Raw genomic sequence first — 18,238 nt, 5'->3', positions numbered from 1 at the left:
TCGGTCATGTCGACGACCGGTGTCTCACCGCCCAGACCGGCGTTGTTGACCATGATGTCGATGCGGCCCAGCCGCTGCGCCGCGGCCCGGATCAGTTCGTCGACCTGTTCGGTGCTGGTCACGTCGCAGACCACCGAGGCGACCTTGCGCTGCGGGAATTCCGCGGCCAACTCCTCCTGGGTCTGCTTCAGACGGCGTTCGTGCCAGTCGGAGACCACCACGTCGGCGCCCTCGTCGAGCATGCGGCGCGCGGTGGCCGATCCGATACCCGTACCGGCGGCGGCGGTGATCACGGCGACCCGGCCGGCGAGCAGCCCGTGACCGGAGACCGGCTGGGGCGGAACCGAGAGATCAGGCACTGTAGGTCCTTCCTTACGACCGAATATCGGCTTCGGCCAATGGTTGTCAGCGGGCTTCGCGCGGCAGGCCGAGCACGCGTTCGGAGATGATGTTGCGCTGCACCTCGTTCGAGCCGCCGTAAATCGTGTCGGCGCGGGTGAACAGGTAGAGGCGCTGCCATTGGTTCAGGTCGTCCGCCGGATGCGGATCGAGGGCGGATCCGTTGCCGCCGACCGGAGGCCGGGCGATCAGACCTTCGGCGCCCAGCACGTCCATCGCCAGTTCGCCGAGGCCGCGATGCCAGTTGGCCCACAACAGCTTCGAGACCGAGGCCTGGCCCGCGGCGGTCCGGGCGTCGACGTTCTGATGCGCCGATTCCAAGGTGCGCAGGGCGTGTGCGCGCAGCACGCGCAACCCCACCCACGCCTGGTCGATACGCTCGGCCAGGGCCGGATCCGCCAGCGCCCCATTGGCTTTCGCCACCGCTTCCAGATTCGACAGTTCGCGCGCGAAGCGGATCTGCTGGCCGACGGTGGAGATGCCGCGCTCGAAGGTCAAGGTACCCATGGCGACTCGCCAGCCCTCGCCGGGCTCGCCCACCACCAGGTCGGCGGCGGTGCGGGCGTTGTCGAAGAACACCTCGTTGAATTCGGCGGTCCCGGTGAGCTGGATGATCGGGCGCACCTCGATACCGGGCTGCTTCATCGGCACCAGCAGATAGGACAGGCCGTGGTGGCGGGTCGAGCCGGGTTCGGTGCGGGCGATGACGAAGCACCAGTCCGACAGATGCGCCAGCGAGGTCCAGATCTTCTGGCCGTTGATCGACCATTCATCCCCGTCGAGCCGCGCGCTGGTCGACACGTTCGCCAGATCCGAACCGGCCCCGGGCTCGGAATATCCCTGACACCATAGTTCGGTGACCGAGCGGATGCCGGGCAGGAAGCGCTGTTTCTGCTCCTCGGTACCGAAGGCGAGCAGGGTCGGGCCGAGCAACTCCTCCCCCAGGTGCGAGACGCGCGCCGGGGCGTTCGCGCTCGCGTACTCCTCGTGGAAGATCACCTGCTGGCGCAGGGTCGCCGCCCGGCCACCGTACTCGACCGGCCAGCCCAGGCAGGTCAGTCCCGCCGCGGCGAGGTGGCGGTCCCATTCCAGCCGCTCGTCGAAGGCTTCGTGCTCGCTTCCGGGCCCGCCGAGCCCGCGCAGTTCGCGGAACTGCCCGTTCAGATTTTCGGCCAGCCATTCCCGCACTTCGGTGCGGAATTCCTGGTCGGCTGCGTTTTCCGTACCGGGGGCCGCCGCGGGGGAGGCATCCGCACCGGCGGCGGAATCGGGGGTCTGGATCGCACTCACTCCGGTAGAGTAACCTACCAAGCACTTGCTTTGTAGGGCGGTGAGCTCTGCAGCGCGAATCGACCGACGGACCGAGCCGTCACCACACCGGAAAACCGGCTGCTCGGGCCGTCGACCAGCGTGTAGAAGACGAGGACGACGTGACACCCCCTGTGCAGACCACCCCTCTCGCCCTGCACGAAGCCGCGCGCATCCACGGCGATGCGCCGGCGGTCAGCGACGGCGAGGTGCACCTGAGCTGGGCGCAACTACTCGATGCCGTGCGGGAGACGGCCGGGGCGCTGATCGCGCGCGGCATTCAGCGCGGCGATCGAATCGCGATCTGGGCGCCCAACACCTGGCACTGGGTGGTGGCCGCGCTGGCCACGCACTACACCGGCGCCGCGCTGGTCCCGCTCAACACCCGCTACGTCGCCGACGAGGCCGCCGACGTGATCGCCCGGGTCGACGCGAAGGCGCTGTTCATCGCCGATCCGTTCCTGGGCCGGCAGCGCCTCGCGGAATTGCGCGCCGCCGCACCGGATTTGGCGGTCGGCACGGTGGTCGTCGTGCCGGCCGAGGGTGAATCGGCCTACGACGACGCCATCGCCTGGTCGCAACTGCCCGAACTGGCCGCGCAGACGCCCGTGGAGAAGGTGATCGCCCGCGCGGAATCGGTCGAGCCCGACGACATCGCCGACATCCTGTTCACCTCCGGCACCACCGGCCGCAGCAAGGGCACGCTGGTCGCCCAGCGCCAGGCGCTGGATGTGGTGCGTGCCTGGGTGGAGCGGTCGACGCTCGACAGTTCCGATCGCTATCTGGTGATTCCGCCGTTCTTCCACAACTTCGGCTACAAGGCGGCGATCCTGGCCTGCCTGGTCACCGGCGCGACCATCGTCCCGCAGGCGACCTTCGATGTGCCGCAGACCATGCGGATGGTGCAGGAGCAGGCCATCACCGTACTGACCGGCCCGCCGACGATCTACCAGACCATCCTGGAACATCCCGCCCGCGCCGATTTCGATCTGAGCAGCCTGCGGGTGGCCGTCACCGGCGCGGCGACCGTCCCGGTGGTGCTGGTCGAAAGAATGCGCAGCGAACTGGAATTCGAGGTGGTCGTCACCGCGTACGGCCTCTCCGAATCCTCCGGCTTCGGCACCATGTGCCTGCCCGACGACGATCCCGAGACCATCGCCAACACCTCCGGTGCGGCCATGGCCGGGTTCGAGGTGCGCACCGGGGATCACGGCGAGGTGTTGCTGCGCGGGCCGAATGTGATGGTCGGCTACCTCGACGACCCCGAGGCCACCGCCAAGACCATCGACGCCGAGGGCTGGTTGCATACCGGCGACGTCGGCATCCTCGACGAGCGCGGATATCTGAAGATCACCGACCGGCTCAAGGACATGTACATCTCCGGCGGCTTCAACGTCTACCCGGCCGAGATCGAACAGACCCTGGCCCGGCTCGACGGCGTCGCCGAATCCGCGGTGATCGGGGTGCCGGACGAGCGCATGGGCGAGGTCGGCAAGGCCTACATCGTGCGCCGGGCGGGCGCCGAACTGTCCGCCGACGACGTCATCGCCTACGCGAAGAAGACTCTGGCCAATTTCAAGGTGCCGCGATTCGTGGAGTTCCGGGATCAGCTGCCCTACAGCGCCGCCGGCAAGGTACTCAAGCGGCAACTACGTGAGGAGATCTCGTGACCACAGACGCAACCCGCGCGCCGATTCCGGACGAGGGCGAGGTCGTCACCTACGAGCGCCGCGGTCCGATCGCCCTGGTCACGATGAACCGGCCGGACTACCGCAACGCCCAGAATTCGGTGATGACCTATGCGCTCGACGCCGCCTTCACGCGGGCGGTCGAAGATGCCGAGGTCAAGGTGATCATCCTGGCCGGCAACGGAAAACACTTCAGCGCCGGGCACGACATCGGCACGCCCGGACGCGACCATCACATCGAATACGACAACAAGGCCGCGCTGTGGTGGGACCACGTCGACCGACCCGGCGGCGATCAGCGCTTCGCCCGGGAGCTCGAGGTCTACCTCGGCATGTGCCGGCGCTGGCGCGACATTCCCAAGCCCACCATCGCGATGGTGCAGGGCGCCTGCATCGCCGGCGCGATGATGCTGGCCTGGGTGTGCGACATGATCGTCGCCGCCGACGACGCGTTCTTCTCCGATCCCGTTGTGCGGATGGGCATTCCGGGCGTCGAGTACTTCGCGCACCCGTGGGTGCTGGGCCCGCGGCGGGCCAAGGAGGTGCTGTTCACCGGTGATCGGTTCAGCGCCGAGCAGGCCTACGAATGGGGCATGGTGAACCGGGTCGTGCCGCGCGCCGAGCTGGAATCGCACACCCTCGAACTGGCCGAGAAGATCGCCACCATGCCGCAATTCGGCTTGGCGCTGACCAAGAAGGCCGTCAACCAGTGCGAGGACCTGATGGGTATGCGCGCCGGCATGGATTCGGTCTTCGGCCTGCACCACTTCGCCCACGCCCACAACGCCGAGGTCGGCACCGACTCGCTGGCCGGTATGACCGCCAAGTCGATGAAGGCCACAGCGACCACCGCAACGACCGCAGAACGGAGCGGCAAGTAGATGGATCTCGAACTCGATTCGGCCGCAGCGCAATTCCAGCTCGAAGTGCGCGAGTTCCTGCGCGCCAACGTCCCCGCCGAACCGCTGCCGTCGATGGACACCCGGGAGGGTTTCGAGGCGCATCGCGCATGGGAGCACACCCTCGCCGATGCCCGGCTCTCGGTGGTGTCGTGGCAGCGCGAGTACGGCGGTCGTGACGCCTCGCTGCTCGAATGGGTGCTGTTCGAGGAGGAGTACTACGCCGCGGGCGCGCCCGGGCGGGTGAGCCAGAACGGCATCTTCCTGCTGGCCCCCACCCTCTTCGAACACGGCACGCCGGAACAGCTCGAGCGCATCCTGCCGAGAATGGCTCGCGCCGACGACATCTGGGCGCAGGCGTGGTCGGAGCCGGAGGCCGGTAGCGACCTCGCGGGCATTCGCTCCAGCGCGAAGCGGGTCGAGGGCGGCTGGGTACTCAACGGGCAGAAGACCTGGAGTTCGCGAGCGTCGTTCGCGGACTGGGCCTTCGGCCTGTTCCGCAGCGAAACAGAGGAGGAGCGGCGCAGTAAGGGTTTGGCCGCTTCGCGGCATTCAGGCCTCACCTATGTGATGTTCCCGCTGTCGGCCGACGGGGTGACCGTGCGGCCCATCCCGCAGCTCGACGGCGAGCCCGGTTTCGCGGAGATCTTCCTGGACAACGTCTTCGTTCCCGATCGCGATGTGATCGGCGAACCGGGCGCGGGCTGGCGGGTGGCGATGAGCACCTCCAGCAACGAGCGCGGCCTCTCGCTGCGCAGCCCCGGCCGATTCAACGCCACGGCCGCACGGTTGATCGAGCTGTGGCGCGAGACCTCCGATCCGGCCGATACCGAGGCCCGCAATCGCGTGGTCGACGCGTGGATCGGCGCGGAGGCCTATCGGCTCAACACGCTCGGCACCGTGACCCGGCTGTCGGAGGGCGGCAAACTCGGCGCGGAATCGTCGATCAACAAGGTCTTCTGGTCCGAACTCGATATCGCGATGCACGAGACCGCCCTGGATCTGCTCGGCGCCTCGGCCGAGCACAGCAGCGCCTGGACCGACGGCTATCTGTTCTCACTGGCGGGCCCGATCTATGCCGGTACCAACGAAATTCAGCGCAATATCGTCGCCGAGCGCCTGCTCGGGCTACCGCGTTGAGATCCGCCATGTGCCACCCCGCCTCCCCGCGCCGCACCCCCGAATGGACCCCTCGATGAGATTTGCACTGTCCCCCGAACAACGCGACTTCGCCGACAGCCTGCGCAAGATGTGCGATGCCGCGGGTACGCCCGCGGTCATCCGCAACTGGAACGGCGGCGGCGCACGCGGCGGCCGGGCACTGATCCGGCAGCTGGCCGGCGCCGGCGCCCTGGGCCTGGCCGTGGCCGAGGAATACGACGGGATGGGCGCCGAGACCATCGACCTGGTGGTGGCGTGCCGGGAGTTCGGCCGCGCCGCGGTGCCGGGTCCGGTGATCGAGACCGCCGCGGTGATTCCGGCGCTGTTGCAGGCACTCGACGATTCCGGCCCGGCGCGGCGATGGCTGCCCGGCTTCGCCGAGGGTGAGTCGCTCGGCACCATCGCGCTCTCGCCGCGGACACCGGCCCTCGACGCCGATTCCGCCGATGTGGTGCTGGTCGTGGACGGTGACAAGCTGTGCACGGCTCGCCGCGGCGACCGGATCGAATCGGTGGACGCGGCGCGGCGGCTCTACTCGGTGAGCGCGGACGAGGTTGTGGCGCAGGGCGATTCGGTGCGGGCGGCGGCCGAGACGGCGTTCGACGCCGGTGCGCTGGCGGCCGCGGCGCAACTGCTGGGCGCGGGTAACGCGATGCTGGCCACCAGCGTCGCCTATGTGATCCAGCGGCATCAGTTCGGGCAGCCGATCGGGCGCTACCAGGCCATCAAACACCATCTGGCCGATGTGAAGATCGGCCTCGACATGGCCGAACCGCTGCTGTACCGCGCCGCACTGAGCTTCGATACCGCCGACCGCACCCGCGACGTCTCGGCGGCCAAGTTCGCCTGCGCGGAGGCCGCGTACCGGACGGCGCGGATCGCCCTGCAGGTGCACGGCGCCATCGGCTACACGGCCGAATGCGATCTGTCGCTGTGGCTGACCAAGGTGACGGCGCTGCGATCCGCGTGGGGCACCGCCGATTTCCATCGCGCCCGCATCGCCGCGGCGCTGCGTACGCCGGTGGCGGCCGGCGCGTGAACCACCGATACGACGAGACGGGAGTACGGCGATGACCGATACCGCGGAACTGCAGGAATTGACCGCGACCGTCCGCGCCGTCCTCACCCGCCACGGCGACCGGGCCGCGCTGCGGCAGGCGATCGACAGCGAACTCGGCTACGACGAGCGACTGTGGCAACTGCTGTGCGAGCAGGTGGGCGTGGCCGCGCTGGCGATTCCGGAAGAGTACGGCGGCGTCGGCGCCGACCTCGATACGGCGCTGGTGGTGCTCGAGGAACTGGGCCGCACACTGCACAACCCGCCGATGCTCGGGTCGGCCGTCCTCGGCGTCCAAGCCGTGCTCGCGACCGGTGATGCCGACGCGGCGCGACGGCTGCTGCCGGGTGTCGCCGAGGGCACCCGGACGCTCGCGGTGTGCTGGGCGGACGAAAAGGGCTGGGCCACAGGGGCACACTCGGGCGTGGCGCCGGGATACGCCGTGCGAGCCGACGGCGGCACCCTGACCGGGACCGCGCACTATGTCCTGGACGGCGCCAACGCCGACACCCTGCTGGTCGTGACGGCCGACGGACTCTACGAAATCGACGCCACCGCTTCGGGAGTCACCCGCACCGTCGTCCGGACCATGGATCCGACCCGGCGCCTGAGCACCGTCGCCTTCGACGGCGCGGCGGCCACCCGGCTGGGCGGGGACGCGGACGCGATCACGGCCCGCCTGCGCGCCGTGGCCTGGACCGCCCTGGCCGCCGAACAGGTCGGCGCGGCCGATCAGTGCCTCGACCTCACCGTGGAATACAGCAAGTCGCGCGTGCAGTTCGGCCGGGCGATCGGCAGTTTCCAGGCGCTCAAGCACCGCATGGCCGATATGTACGTGCTGGTGGAGTCGGCCCGATCGGCCGCGTACGCCGCGATCGCGGATCTCGATCGACCGGTGTCCGCCGAAACGACGCTCGACCTCGAGTCGGCGCGTATCCACTGCTCGCACGCGTTCCGTTCGGTGGTGTCGGAGACCGTGCAGATGCACGGCGGTATCGCCATCACCTGGGAGCACGACGCACATCTGTTCTTCAAGCGGGCGCACGGCGATGCCGAGTTGTTCGGGATGCCAGGACGGCCGCTCGCCCGACCCGCCTGATCCGCCCGACAATCCACGCGGCCGCATTCGCATACTCCGACCCCGCGCCCCTACGGTCGCGGGGTCGAGTCGTGTTCGTGACTCGGCCGTCCAGCTCTGCCGTTCGGCTGGCCGGTAACGCCGGCAGCGACGGGGCTACCGCTGCGCCTACCGCTACCGGTGCGGCTGCGACTGCGGCAACAGGTGTGGCTGCGAATATCGGTGCCGCTGCGACTACCGGTGCCGCTGCGACTACCGGTGCCGGTGTGACTACCGCCGCGACTCCGGCTACCGCTGTGGCCTGAGGTTGGCGGGCGCGGCTGTGGCTGCGGCTGGCGGGCGCGGCTGCGGCTGTCGCTGCTAGCAAGAGCGTTGCTGACCTGCGGAAACGATCTGTGCGCGACGTCACGAGGAAATAGATAGTTAGGCTATGTACATACATAGTTAGCTTATGTAACATAATTCTCGTGCAGTCGAACGAGTCGCCCACCCTCCCCGATTCGGCCCGGAGCTCCGTCTCCGCCACAGATCCGGCCGAGGTGCTCATGGTCGACATCGCCGTCACCGCCGCGCGGCTCACTCGACTGGCCGGCACGTTGGGAACCCGAGCGCTCCCGCGTGCGATGGTGCGGGCGCTGTCCACGCTCGAAGAGCACGGTCCGCTGCGAATCAGCGAATTCGCGGAGATCGACGGTTGCTCCCAGCCCTCGGCAACGGCGCTGATCGGCCGGCTGACAGCCGCCGGACTCGCGGCACGCACCAAAGACCCCGACGACTCCAGAGCCGTGGTCGTCGAGCTGACGCCGGCGGGACGCGAACAGCTGTCCGTGTCCCGCCGCGCGTTCGGCACCGCTCTCGCGGCCCGGTTGCCCGACTTCGGCATCGACCGGCTCAGCCACCTCGACAGCGAGCTGACCGATCTCCTCGAAGCCCTGAAATCGGCTGCACCACAGACAGTCTCGAAGTAGGAGCGTTGATGAGCACCACTCTCTCATCACCGACCGCGACCGAGGCGACGACCACTCCGAAGACCAAGCAGCCCAAATCGGTTTGGGCAGTGGCTTTCGCCTCGGTCATCGCCTTCATGGGTATCGGCCTGGTGGATCCGATCCTGAAACCGATCGGCGAACAACTGCACGCGTCGCCGTCGCAGGTCACCCTGCTGTTCACCAGCTACATGCTGGTCACCGGTGTCGCGATGCTGATCACCGGCGTGGTGTCCAGCCGCTTCGGCGCCAAGAAGACGCTGCTCGCCGGCCTCGCCATCATCGTCGTCTTCGCCGCGCTGGCCGGGTCGTCGGGAACGGTCGGGCAGATCGTCGGCTTCCGCGCCGGATGGGGTCTGGGTAACGCGCTGTTCATCGCGACCGCATTGGCCACCATCGTGGGCGCGGCCAGCGGCGGAGTCGCCCGCGCCATCATCCTCTACGAGGCGGCATTGGGCATCGGTATCGCCGCCGGACCGCTGGTCGGCGGATTCCTGGGCGGATTCAGCTGGCGCGCACCGTTCTTCGGCGTCGCCGTCCTGATGGCGGTGGCGTTCGTCGCGATCGTCGCGCTGCTGCCGGAGATGCCGAAACCGGCCCACCACACCTCGATCACGGCGCCGTTCAAGGCCTTACGGCACCGCGGACTGCTGCTGGTCAGCATCACCGCGCTGCTCTACAACTACGGCTTCTTCACCCTGCTCGCCTACACCCCGTTCCCGCTGAACATGGGCACCTACTCGATCGGATTCATCTTCTTCGGCTGGGGTCTGCTGCTGGCGCTGGCATCGGTGGTGTTCGCGCCGCGACTGCAGCGCATGTTCGGCACCGTGCCGATGATCGCGACCGCGCTGGCGCTGTTCGCCGCCGATCTGGCCGCCATGGCGATCTGGGCCGACCACAAGCCCGTGCTGATCGTAGGCACCGTACTGGCGGGCTTGTTCCTCGGCGTGAACAACACCCTGATCACCGAGGCCGTGATGATCTCGGCTCCGGTGGAACGCTCCACCGCCTCGGCCGCCTACAGCTTCGTCCGGTTCGTCGGTGGCGCCGCCGCCCCGTATCTGGCCGGCAAGCTCGGCGAACATCAGATGGCACTGCCGTTCTGGGTCGGCGCCGCGTGTACCGCGATCGGCGTCCTGGTACTGCTCGGCGGCCGGTCGGCCCTGTCCCACGTGGACGACCACGACCCGGCCGAACACAGCCCCGCCGAAGCCGAAGCGATCACCGTCGGCGACGACTGACCGAACTTGTCGTCGCGGGCGACCCACCCCCCTCGCCCCGACGACACCCTCCGCTGCGGTACCCCTTCTCTGACCGCAACGGCGGTGAGCCGGAATCCCCTCGCGAAACCCGCAGGGGATTCCGGCCTTTTCCTATCCACGGCGCCGCTCGTGCGTCCGGTGAACAAATCGTGCAAACCTAGCCGTTCTCGGCAATTTTCTCGCATTTCCGCCGAGGTTTGCACGAAAAGTTCAGGGCATACCGCTGCGGGCCGGCGCCGCGTCGACCTTTCCCTGCCGAACACCCGTCCCGGTAGGGCCGGGCCGCCCAGACGACCACCCCCACCGGCAACCCGACGACGACGATCCACGCCACGGTAAGCACGCGGCTATGCCTCCCACCGACGCAGCGACCGGAGAACTCGTCCGCACGTCTCCGCATCGGCCGACTCGATCGAGCGGAGAGGCGGGGGCACATCGGATGCAAGCGAAACACGTTGTGGCAGAAGGGGATTTCTGAACTCCAGATAGACCCCGCCCGAGTCGCCGTCCCCATAATCGGCCATCTCCAGCACGCCACCGGGAAACACGTAAAGCCTTGTGCGCCTCAGCCTTGCGTCCATGTCGTCTCATCCCCTCGTGCGCCGTGGTATGGCACCCGGCACCGGGGAAGTCGTTTCGGCCCGGCGCCGGGGCCCGGTCAGAACGGTAGGAACCACGCTCGGCCACGGTCTACGATCATGCACATTCGTGCACAAGGTGGATTTTTGCTGTGCATCAGGGACATTCACACGCCACAATGAGTCCTGTAGGTGCAACTTCATGCACGACGCAACGGAGGTAGCCGCGATGAAAATTCGGTTTCTCGGCAAGGGTGGCAGCACGAGCAACGGATGCCCGACTCTGTACGCCACCGACCAAGACACGTACCTGGTGCAGGGGTGGGAGACGAACACGGTTGGAACAGTGGAGATTCCGCACCTGCTGACCGGGTTCGCCGAAGCGGATACGTTCATCGGCGCCACGTTGACCGACACCGGCCGGGGAACGTTCACCGTCGTCGGCCGGCCTGTGACGGAGCCGGACGTACTCGGCAAGTTGACCTTGGCGGAAGATGAAACCGCGATCGAGGTTCCGAAGCGACTACGGAGGTTCTACGGCAATGCGGCTGGTACCCGATGAAGGGTTCCCGGACCTCCTCAGGGCCTGCAAGCGGGAAGCGTTCCATCTCGAAGTGCTCGACTCGTACGTCGAGCCGGGAGAGAGCGAACCGTTCCAGCGATTCCTGACCGGGGAGCCGGACGATTACGCGTGGTTCACACCGTGGACCGATCTGGTCCGGGAGACGGTCAGCCGGGGCGTCGCAGTGACGCGGATTCGTATCGTGTCCGTACCGCACACCGACTACACGAGGTTCTCCATGCGGGTCGCAGAACTCAACACCGCCGCCGGAGAAGATATCCGGTATCTACCCCGGCACGATGCCGGGGAAGTGCCACCCGATGATTTCTGGCTGTTCGATGACGAGACGGTCGTCTTTTCAGCGTTCGGAGACTCCGGCGGTTGGTCGGGTGTGATGACCACCGACCCGCGCATCGCCGAATATGCGGTGGGACTGAAACAACGGTTCTGGTCGCTCGGTACCCCGTTTCGGGAGTACGTCACACAGTGACCGGCTCTGTTGACCAACAGCGCGAATCTCTCGGGGCTCGGCTCCGAGAGATTCGTTTCGCTGCCGGGTTGTCCGGTGCCGAACTCGCACGGCGTAACGAATGGGACCCCTCGAAGGTCTCGAAGATCGAGTACGGCCGGATCAAACCGTCCCTGGAAGACATCACCGCGTATTGCCGAGACTGTGGCGCACAGGACCAACTGGCTGACCTGCACGCCACCCGTCAGAACATAGATACCGCGTACCTCGAATGGCGGAAAGTCCTCGGCACCGGAACCAAGCGACGGCAGCAAGCGTCGATAAGGTGGGAATCCGAGTCCCGGATACTTCGATCATTCGAGCCATCGTTGATTCCCGGGCTACTGCAGACCGCCGAATACGCCACCGGGATTCTCCGCAAAGTCATCGAATTCCAACAGATACCCGATGACTTGGATGCCGGTGTAGCCAAGCGGATGGAACGTCAGCAAGTCTTGTACAAGCGAGATCACCTGTTTCATTTCCTCATCGGGGAACAGGCCTTGTACACCACGGTCGGAGGCAACGAGGCAATGCTCGGTCAGCTGGACCGGCTGCTGGCCGTCCACGGCATGCCCCGGATAACTATCGGAATTATCCCACTCATGGCGCCGTTCGAGACGGCCACGACCGGGTTCCTGATGTTCGATTCGACGATGGTTCTGGTCGAGACGGTAACCGCAGAGTTGAACGTCACCCAACCCCGCGAGATTCGGGTATACCACCGGACGTTCGACACCCTGGCTGCTCAGTCCGTCACCGGTGAAAAGGCTCGGATGCTGATTCACAGAGCTATTCGCGCACGAGATTCGCCACAGGCCGATACCGTCATCGGATCACCTGTGACCGGTCCACGAAGGTAGGTTCTCGGAAAACCAACGGGCAGGCGAAGACATCCGGTATCTGCCCCGGCACGCAGCGGGCACGGGTGCTGATACGCAGAGCATTGGGCGCGTGGTCCTTTCCATCGGCATCGGCCGGTGCCGTATACCGCGTCACCTTCCGCGCGTACCGTGGTGAAATGACCGAGACGAATCGGGGGCGGGTACGGACCGAGGCGGGGCATCGGCGGATTCGGGCCTATGTGGATGGGCAGGTTGTCGCGGATACCATCCGTCCGCTGCTGGTCTGGGAGAGTCCCTACTACCCCACCTACTATGTGCCGGTCGAGGACGTTCGCGCCGAACTGGTCGCGACCGGATCGACCAAACATTCCACCAGTCGCGGTGAGGGTGACATCTACGACGTGGTGATCGGCGGAAGCACCAGACCCGCTGCGGCCCTTCGCTATCCGGAGTCGCCGATTCCGGAGCTGCGCGAGCACATCCGCTTGGACTGGGAGCAGATGGATCGGTGGTTCGAGGAGGACGAGCCGATCTACGTCCATCCGCGCAATCCCTATACGCGCGTCGACATCCTCGCCAGTTCCCGCACGGTGCGGGTGGAGATCGGCGGAGAGGTTGTGGCGGAATCGAATTCGCCGCACATTCTCTACGAGACCGGGCTCGTTCCCCGCTATTACCTGCCGCTGACCGATGTGCGGATGGATCTGCTCACGCCCTCGGCCACCACGACGAGCTGCCCCTACAAAGGCACCGCCGAGTACTACAACATCCGCGTCGGCGACACCGCCTATCCCGATCTGGTCTGGTATTACCGCACTCCCCTGCCGGAGAGTCAGAAGGTCGCCGGGCTGGTCTGCTTCTACAACGAGAAGGTCGAGCTGTACGTGGACGGGGTCCGGCAGGAACACTCGACCCCGTTCAGCTGAATCACGGCGCTACCTCCGGCCGGCGGCACAGGGCTTTCCGGACGCATCCGGCCTGCTCACACCGCGAGGACGGGTGGCAACTCCTCGGCGCGGCGATAACGCCCGGGAGCGAGGGTGTACTCGCGCTTGAACGCCTTGGCGAAGGCGAATTCGGAGCCGTAGCCGACGCGGTGCGCGATCGCCGCGATCGGCAGATCCGTCTCGCGCAGCAGGCGCGCGGCGGTGAGCATGCGCCAGCGGGTCAGATACGCCAGCGGTGCTTCACCGACGGTCGCGGCGAACCGGCGGGTCAGAGTGGCGCGGGATACTCCCGCCACCGCGCTCAGCTCGGGCACGGTCCAGGCCCGCGCGGGTTCGGCATGGATGGCGCGCAGCGCGGCCGACACGGCCGGATCGGCGAAAGCACCTGCCCAGCCGGAGGTTTCGGCCTGTTCGTACCAGGAGCGCAGGACGAACAGCAGCAGCGTATCCAGCAGCGCGGGTACGGCGGCGTCGGTGCCCGGCCGCGGCTCCGTGAGCTCGCCGACGAGCAGATCCACCGCGGCACGCAGCGCCGGGGAGCGGTCCGGATCGGCGGGCAGGTGCAGAAAGTCGGGCAGTTGGTCCAGCAGCGGATGACGGCGACTCCGGCTGACCTCGTACGCCCCGCACAGCAGGGTGGTCCGCGATCCCGGCCCGGGAATCTCACGCGGCTCTCCGGGGGTCGCCACCTCGGTGATCGCACTGTGCGGACTGTCCGCGATCACATGCGCGGCACCGCGCGGCATGAACAACACATCGCCCGGCCCCATCGCCACCGGCTCCGACTCGGGCACCAGCAACCAGCACTCACCCTGCAGGACGATATGGAATCCGGCCCCCGGCACCAGCGGATACCGCCTGCCCCAGGGTGCATGCCGCACGAACAGTCCCGAGGCGGGCAGCCCGGTCCGCACCGCCGCCACCGTCTCACTCAAGATATCCACACACTGCCCCATTGGCCGATCTCACACCGCGACGATCACCAGCATGCTGACCGCCCCGGTCGCGGTCAACGCGTCCACGGACACGCAGCGCCCAGCACGGGACGATTCCTCGTCCGTACCGGCTACGCGAGGTGACCATGACAGATCCGTCACCGGGCTACGCCGACGTGCCGGCCCACTACGACCCGCCCGACGTACTCCGGATCCCGGCCGGTCACGCGAAACAGCGGAGGGCGGCCACCGGGAAAGGTGCCCGCCCTCGACGATCGCCCGGACCTACAACCAGGTGTCCAGGGTGGTGGTGGTGAGGAAGTGTTCGAGGTCGGCTCGCCAGGGGGCCGGAGTGGTCTTCTCGGGTTCGATGGCGGTGTACTGGCCGCGGTAGAAGAGCAGCGGCCTGCCGGAGTCCGTGGACTCCGACAGGGCCAGTACCCGGCCGATCACGATGTAGTGATCGCCGCCGTCGACGACGCTGTCCACCGTGCACTGGATCGTGGCCAGCGCGTCGTCCAGGACTGGAAGTCCCAGCTCCGAAGTGCTCCAGCCGATTCCGGCGAACTTGTCGGGTTCGCGGGAACCGAAGCGGGCACACACCTGTTGTTGTTCCTCGGCCAGGACGTTCACGCAGAACCGTCCCGACTGCTCGATCGCGGCCCAGGACCGCGATCCCTTGGTGGGGCAGAACAGCACGAGCGGCGGGTCGAGGGAGAGGGCGGCGAAGGACTGACAGGCGAAACCGATCGGCGCCCGCTCGGCGTCCTCGGCCTCGGTGAAGGTGGTGATCACCGTGATACCGGTGCAGAACTGTCCCAGCACATTCCGGAACTGCCGGCCGTCGATCTCGGGGTATTCGCCCGTGGCGGTCATGGTTGTCGCCCTCTCCGCGCTCGCTACTTGAATCCCACCGTGAAGTCGTGACCCCACAGGCTCACCGCGGTGGATTCCCGCGCGATCCAGGAGTGGTCGTCGACTTCCAAACCCTCACAGCCGAATTCGATGTCGAATCCGCCGGGGGTCTTCATGTAGAACGACAACATCTTGTCGTTGATGTGCCGGCCGAGGGTGGCCGACATCTTGACCTTCTTGCGCAGCGCGCGATCCAGGCAGAGTCCGACGTCGTCGGAATTCTCCACCTCGACCATGAGATGCACGATGCCGGTCGGATTCGGCAGCGGCAGGAACGCCAGCGCGTGGTGGCGGGGATTGCAGCCGTAGAAGCGCAGCCACGCCGGGTCGCCGTCGGCGGGCCGGCCGACGACCTGCGGTGGCAGGCGCATCGAATCGCGCAACCGGAACCCCAGGACGTCCTGGTAGAACGCCTGCGCTTCGGCATCGTCGGTGCAGGTCAGCACCACATGGCCCAGACCCTGTTCGGCGGTGACGAACTTGTGGCCGTAGGGGCTGACGAAACGCCGGGCCAGATACTGGGCGCCGTAGAACGCCTCGAGCGTATTGCCGGAGGGATCCTGGAAGCGGATCATGCCCTCGACGCGCCGCTCCACGAGCTCGTCCTTGGTGCCCTCGTCGAAGGCGACGTCGGCCTTGGTCAACGTCTCCCGAAGCCGTTGCAGCCCAGGGGCGTCGGTGACCTCCCAGCCCGAGACCTGCAGGCGGTCCTGCTCACCCGGCACGATCACCAGGCGGGCGGGGAAATCGTCCATCCGCAGATAGAGGGCATCCGGATTCGGCCCGTCCGCCTCCATCATGCCGAGCACCTTGAGCCCGTACTCGCGCCAGGCGGCCACGTCGGTCGCCTCGATGCGCATGTACCCGAGCGCACGAATACTCATCGCGTCTCCTTCGAACCGAAGAGGAAATCGGTTGCCAGCCGGTTGAATTCGTCGAACTTCTCCAACTGCGCCCAGTGCCCGCAACCGCCGAACACGTGCAGCTGCGCGCGCGGGATGGTCTTCAGCGCCACCAGCGCACCGTCGAGCGGATTCACCCGGTCCTCACGGCCCCAGATGAGCAGCACCGGCTGGCGTAGCTTGTACGCCTCCCGCCACAGCATGCCCTTCTCGAAGTCCGCACTGGCGAACGACTTACCCATCGCGCGGGTCGCGGCCAGCGCTTCGGGCGTATTGGCCGAGGCGAAGCGCTCGTCGAGCAGTTCCGGCGTGATCAGCGACTGGTCGAAGACCATGATCCGCAGGAACTTCTCCAGATTGTCGCGGGTGGGCTCGACGTTGAACTTGCCCAGCGCCTTGACGCCCTCGGTGGGGTCCGGCGCGAACAGGTTGGTGCTCAGTCCGCCGGGCCCCATCAGGACCAGCTTGCCGGCCCGGTCCGGATAGTCGAGCGCGAAACGCACCGCCGCGCCGCCGCCCAGCGAATTGCCCAGCAGGTGAACGCGTTCGGTGATGCCGAGGATGTCGAGCAGATCCTTCAGCGCCGAGGCGCTGTGCACGAAGTACTGCGGGTGGTCGGTCGGCTTGTCCGACTGCCCGAAGCCGGGCTGATCCACGGCCAGCACGTGGAAGTGCTGCGCCAGCACCGGAATGTTGCGCGCGAAGTTCGACCACGACGAGGCGCCGGGACCACCACCGTGCAGCAGCACGATGGTGGGACCGTTGCCCTCGCCGGCCTCGTGATAGTGCAGCTTCAGATCCGGGCGGACCTGGGCGAACTTCGAGGTGGACTCGTAGGTCAGCTCCGAGACGGCGGTCATCACACCATCCCGTCGGTGACCGGCAGGCCGAACGCGTGGGTGCCGTACATCATGTAGGCGCGCTCGGGATCGTTGGCGGCGTGCACGCGGCCGGCGTGCGCGTCACGCCAGAAACGCTGCAGCGGAGTACCGTTCGCGAGCGCGGTCGCACCCGAGCTCTCGAACAGCTTGTCGATCGAGGCGATGGCCCGGCCGGTGGCACGGACCTGATCGCGACGCGCCGCCACACGCAGGTCGAACGGAATCTCCTCGCCGGCGACCAGGAGCTTGTACTCGTCGGCGACATTGCCCGACAGCTGCCGCCACGCGGCGTCGATATCGCTGGCGGCCTCGGCGATGCGCACCTTGGCGAACGGGTCGTCCTTGGCCTTCTCACCGGCGTAGGCCGCGCGCAGGCGCTTGCCCTGGTGCTCCACGTGCGCGTCCAGCGCGCCGTAGGCCATGCCGACGATCGGCGTGGAGATGGTGGTGGGATGGATAGTGCCCCACGGCATCTTGTAGACCGGGTCCGTGTTCTGCTGCAGACCGGGCGCGGTCAGGTCGTTCATGCTCTTGTAGCTGAGGAAGCGGTGCCGCGGCACGAAGACGTTCTCCAGCACCAGAGTGTTGGAGCCGGTGCCCTTGAGGCCCACCACATTCCACACGTCGTCGATGCGGTAGTCGGTGCGCGGAACCAGGAAGCTGCCGAAGTCGACCGGCTTGCCGTCCTTGATCACCGGACCGCCGACGAAGGTCCAGGTGGCGTGATCGCTACCCGACGACCAGGCCCAGGAGCCGTTGACGATGTAGCCGTCGCCGCTCTCGGTCACCACGCCGGCGCCCATCGGGGCGTAGGAGGAGGAGATGCGGACCTGGGTGTCCTCGCCCCAGACCTCCTCCTGTGCCTGCTGGTCGAACAGCGCCAGATGCCAGTTGTGCACGCCGATGATGCCGGCCACCCAGCCGGTGGAACCGCAGGCGCTGGCGATCTTGCGCACGGTGTCGTAGAACACGACCGGATCGGCGGCGTATCCGCCCCACTGGCGCGGCTGCAGCAGCTTGAAGAAACCGGTCTCCTGCAGCGCCTTCATGGTCTCGTCGGGAATCCGGCGCAGATCTTCTGCCTCCTGCGCCTGTTCGCGCAGCTTCGGCAACAGCGCTTCGACCCGCTCGGTCACTTCTTGCGTCATCTCGGGGGCTGCTCCTGCCTGATCGAAATCGGAACGGTGTATCGGTCGCATTCCGTTCTGCGGAACCGATACTTGTCTTGAGACTAGAACACGTTCTTATTTATGTCGAGAACGGGTGTTCATTGTCCCACAACGAACACCTTTGCCTGGTAGTCAACGGAATAGCTGGCGCTGGG

General features: G+C 67.0%; 19 protein-coding genes. 11 read left to right on the top strand and 8 right to left on the bottom strand.

What is annotated here, in order from left to right:
* Positions 1–359: SDR family NAD(P)-dependent oxidoreductase (locus tag IRT45_RS24655; protein WP_194808256.1), on the bottom strand; the 359-nt coding region annotated here is incomplete at its 3' end.
* Between the two features lie 46 nt (positions 360–405).
* Complete coding sequence (locus IRT45_RS24650) at positions 406–1,587, bottom strand: acyl-CoA dehydrogenase family protein (RefSeq protein WP_375540149.1); 1,182 nt, start codon at positions 1,585–1,587, stop codon at positions 406–408.
* 242 nt (positions 1,588–1,829) lie between these two features.
* Between IRT45_RS24650 and IRT45_RS24645 the strand changes: the two genes are divergently transcribed.
* From IRT45_RS24645 to IRT45_RS24595, 11 genes are all read left to right on the top strand, one after another.
* Positions 1,830–3,377: a FadD3 family acyl-CoA ligase gene (locus IRT45_RS24645; protein ID WP_194808255.1), complete on the top strand. Its 1,548-nt coding sequence runs from the start codon at positions 1,830–1,832 to the stop codon at positions 3,375–3,377.
* Complete coding sequence (locus tag IRT45_RS24640) at positions 3,374–4,276, top strand: enoyl-CoA hydratase (protein WP_309241140.1); 903 nt, start codon at positions 3,374–3,376, stop codon at positions 4,274–4,276. Before IRT45_RS24645 ends, IRT45_RS24640 begins: the two co-directional genes overlap by 4 nt.
* Complete coding sequence (locus IRT45_RS24635) at positions 4,277–5,434, top strand: acyl-CoA dehydrogenase family protein (protein ID WP_194808254.1); 1,158 nt, start codon at positions 4,277–4,279, stop codon at positions 5,432–5,434.
* Between the two features lie 55 nt (positions 5,435–5,489).
* The gene (locus IRT45_RS24630; protein WP_194808253.1) at positions 5,490–6,494 is read left to right on the top strand and encodes an acyl-CoA dehydrogenase family protein; all 1,005 of its coding nucleotides are present in this window, start codon (positions 5,490–5,492) and stop codon (positions 6,492–6,494) included.
* Positions 6,495–6,525: 31 nt separating this feature from the next.
* Positions 6,526–7,611 carry an acyl-CoA dehydrogenase family protein gene (locus IRT45_RS24625; protein WP_194808252.1) on the top strand — a complete coding sequence of 362 codons (1,086 nt, stop codon included), beginning with the start codon at positions 6,526–6,528 and terminating at the stop codon, positions 7,609–7,611.
* A 446-nt stretch (positions 7,612–8,057) separates the two neighbouring features.
* On the top strand, positions 8,058–8,558 hold the full coding sequence (locus IRT45_RS24620) for a MarR family transcriptional regulator (protein ID WP_309241139.1): 501 nt from the start codon (positions 8,058–8,060) through the stop codon (positions 8,556–8,558).
* 8 nt (positions 8,559–8,566) lie between these two features.
* Positions 8,567–9,820 (top strand): MFS transporter, encoded by a 1,254-nt coding sequence (locus IRT45_RS24615; RefSeq protein WP_194808251.1) that lies wholly within the window; start codon positions 8,567–8,569, stop codon positions 9,818–9,820.
* Positions 9,821–10,549: 729 nt separating this feature from the next.
* The gene (locus IRT45_RS24610) at positions 10,550–10,981 is read left to right on the top strand and encodes a hypothetical protein (RefSeq protein WP_228534937.1); all 432 of its coding nucleotides are present in this window, start codon (positions 10,550–10,552) and stop codon (positions 10,979–10,981) included.
* Positions 10,962–11,471 carry a DUF6879 family protein gene (locus IRT45_RS24605; RefSeq protein ID WP_194808250.1) on the top strand — a complete coding sequence of 170 codons (510 nt, stop codon included), beginning with the start codon at positions 10,962–10,964 and terminating at the stop codon, positions 11,469–11,471. The genes IRT45_RS24610 and IRT45_RS24605 overlap by 20 nt, the downstream gene beginning before the upstream one ends.
* Positions 11,468–12,352 carry a helix-turn-helix transcriptional regulator gene (locus IRT45_RS24600; RefSeq protein WP_194808249.1) on the top strand — a complete coding sequence of 295 codons (885 nt, stop codon included), beginning with the start codon at positions 11,468–11,470 and terminating at the stop codon, positions 12,350–12,352. Before IRT45_RS24605 ends, IRT45_RS24600 begins: the two co-directional genes overlap by 4 nt.
* A 158-nt stretch (positions 12,353–12,510) precedes the next feature.
* Complete coding sequence (locus tag IRT45_RS24595) at positions 12,511–13,260, top strand: DUF427 domain-containing protein (RefSeq protein WP_194808248.1); 750 nt, start codon at positions 12,511–12,513, stop codon at positions 13,258–13,260.
* A 56-nt stretch (positions 13,261–13,316) separates the two neighbouring features.
* On the opposite strand, the gene IRT45_RS24590 is transcribed toward IRT45_RS24595, so the two are convergent.
* The 6 genes from IRT45_RS24590 to hsaA all read right to left on the bottom strand — a co-directional run bounded on the left by IRT45_RS24590 (position 13,317) and on the right by hsaA (position 18,062).
* Positions 13,317–14,225, bottom strand: a complete 909-nt coding sequence (locus IRT45_RS24590) for an AraC family transcriptional regulator (protein WP_194808247.1) — start codon at positions 14,223–14,225, stop codon at positions 13,317–13,319.
* Between the two features lie 21 nt (positions 14,226–14,246).
* Positions 14,247–14,378 (bottom strand): hypothetical protein, encoded by a 132-nt coding sequence (locus IRT45_RS37535; protein ID WP_255535597.1) that lies wholly within the window; start codon positions 14,376–14,378, stop codon positions 14,247–14,249.
* A gap of 123 nt (positions 14,379–14,501) precedes the next feature.
* Positions 14,502–15,092, bottom strand: coding sequence for a 3-hydroxy-9,10-secoandrosta-1,3,5(10)-triene-9,17-dione monooxygenase reductase subunit (hsaB, locus tag IRT45_RS24585; RefSeq protein ID WP_194808246.1), 591 nt, complete (start codon positions 15,090–15,092; stop codon positions 14,502–14,504).
* A 23-nt stretch (positions 15,093–15,115) separates the two neighbouring features.
* Positions 15,116–16,015: an iron-dependent extradiol dioxygenase HsaC gene (hsaC, locus tag IRT45_RS24580; protein ID WP_194808245.1), complete on the bottom strand. Its 900-nt coding sequence runs from the start codon at positions 16,013–16,015 to the stop codon at positions 15,116–15,118.
* Complete coding sequence (gene hsaD, locus IRT45_RS24575; protein ID WP_194808244.1) at positions 16,012–16,893, bottom strand: 4,5:9,10-diseco-3-hydroxy-5,9,17-trioxoandrosta-1(10),2-diene-4-oate hydrolase; 882 nt, start codon at positions 16,891–16,893, stop codon at positions 16,012–16,014. The genes hsaC and hsaD overlap by 4 nt, the downstream gene beginning before the upstream one ends.
* Positions 16,893–18,062 (bottom strand): 3-hydroxy-9,10-secoandrosta-1,3,5(10)-triene-9,17-dione monooxygenase oxygenase subunit, encoded by a 1,170-nt coding sequence (hsaA, locus tag IRT45_RS24570; protein WP_030517284.1) that lies wholly within the window; start codon positions 18,060–18,062, stop codon positions 16,893–16,895. The genes hsaD and hsaA overlap by 1 nt, the downstream gene beginning before the upstream one ends.
* Positions 18,063–18,238 lie beyond the last annotated feature (176 nt).

Source organism: Nocardia sp. BSTN01, assembly GCF_015354405.1.
Taxonomy (GTDB): domain Bacteria; phylum Actinomycetota; class Actinomycetes; order Mycobacteriales; family Mycobacteriaceae; genus Nocardia.
The sequence above is the reverse complement of the archived record's forward strand: the minus strand, read 5'-3'. Positions and strand labels throughout refer to the sequence as shown.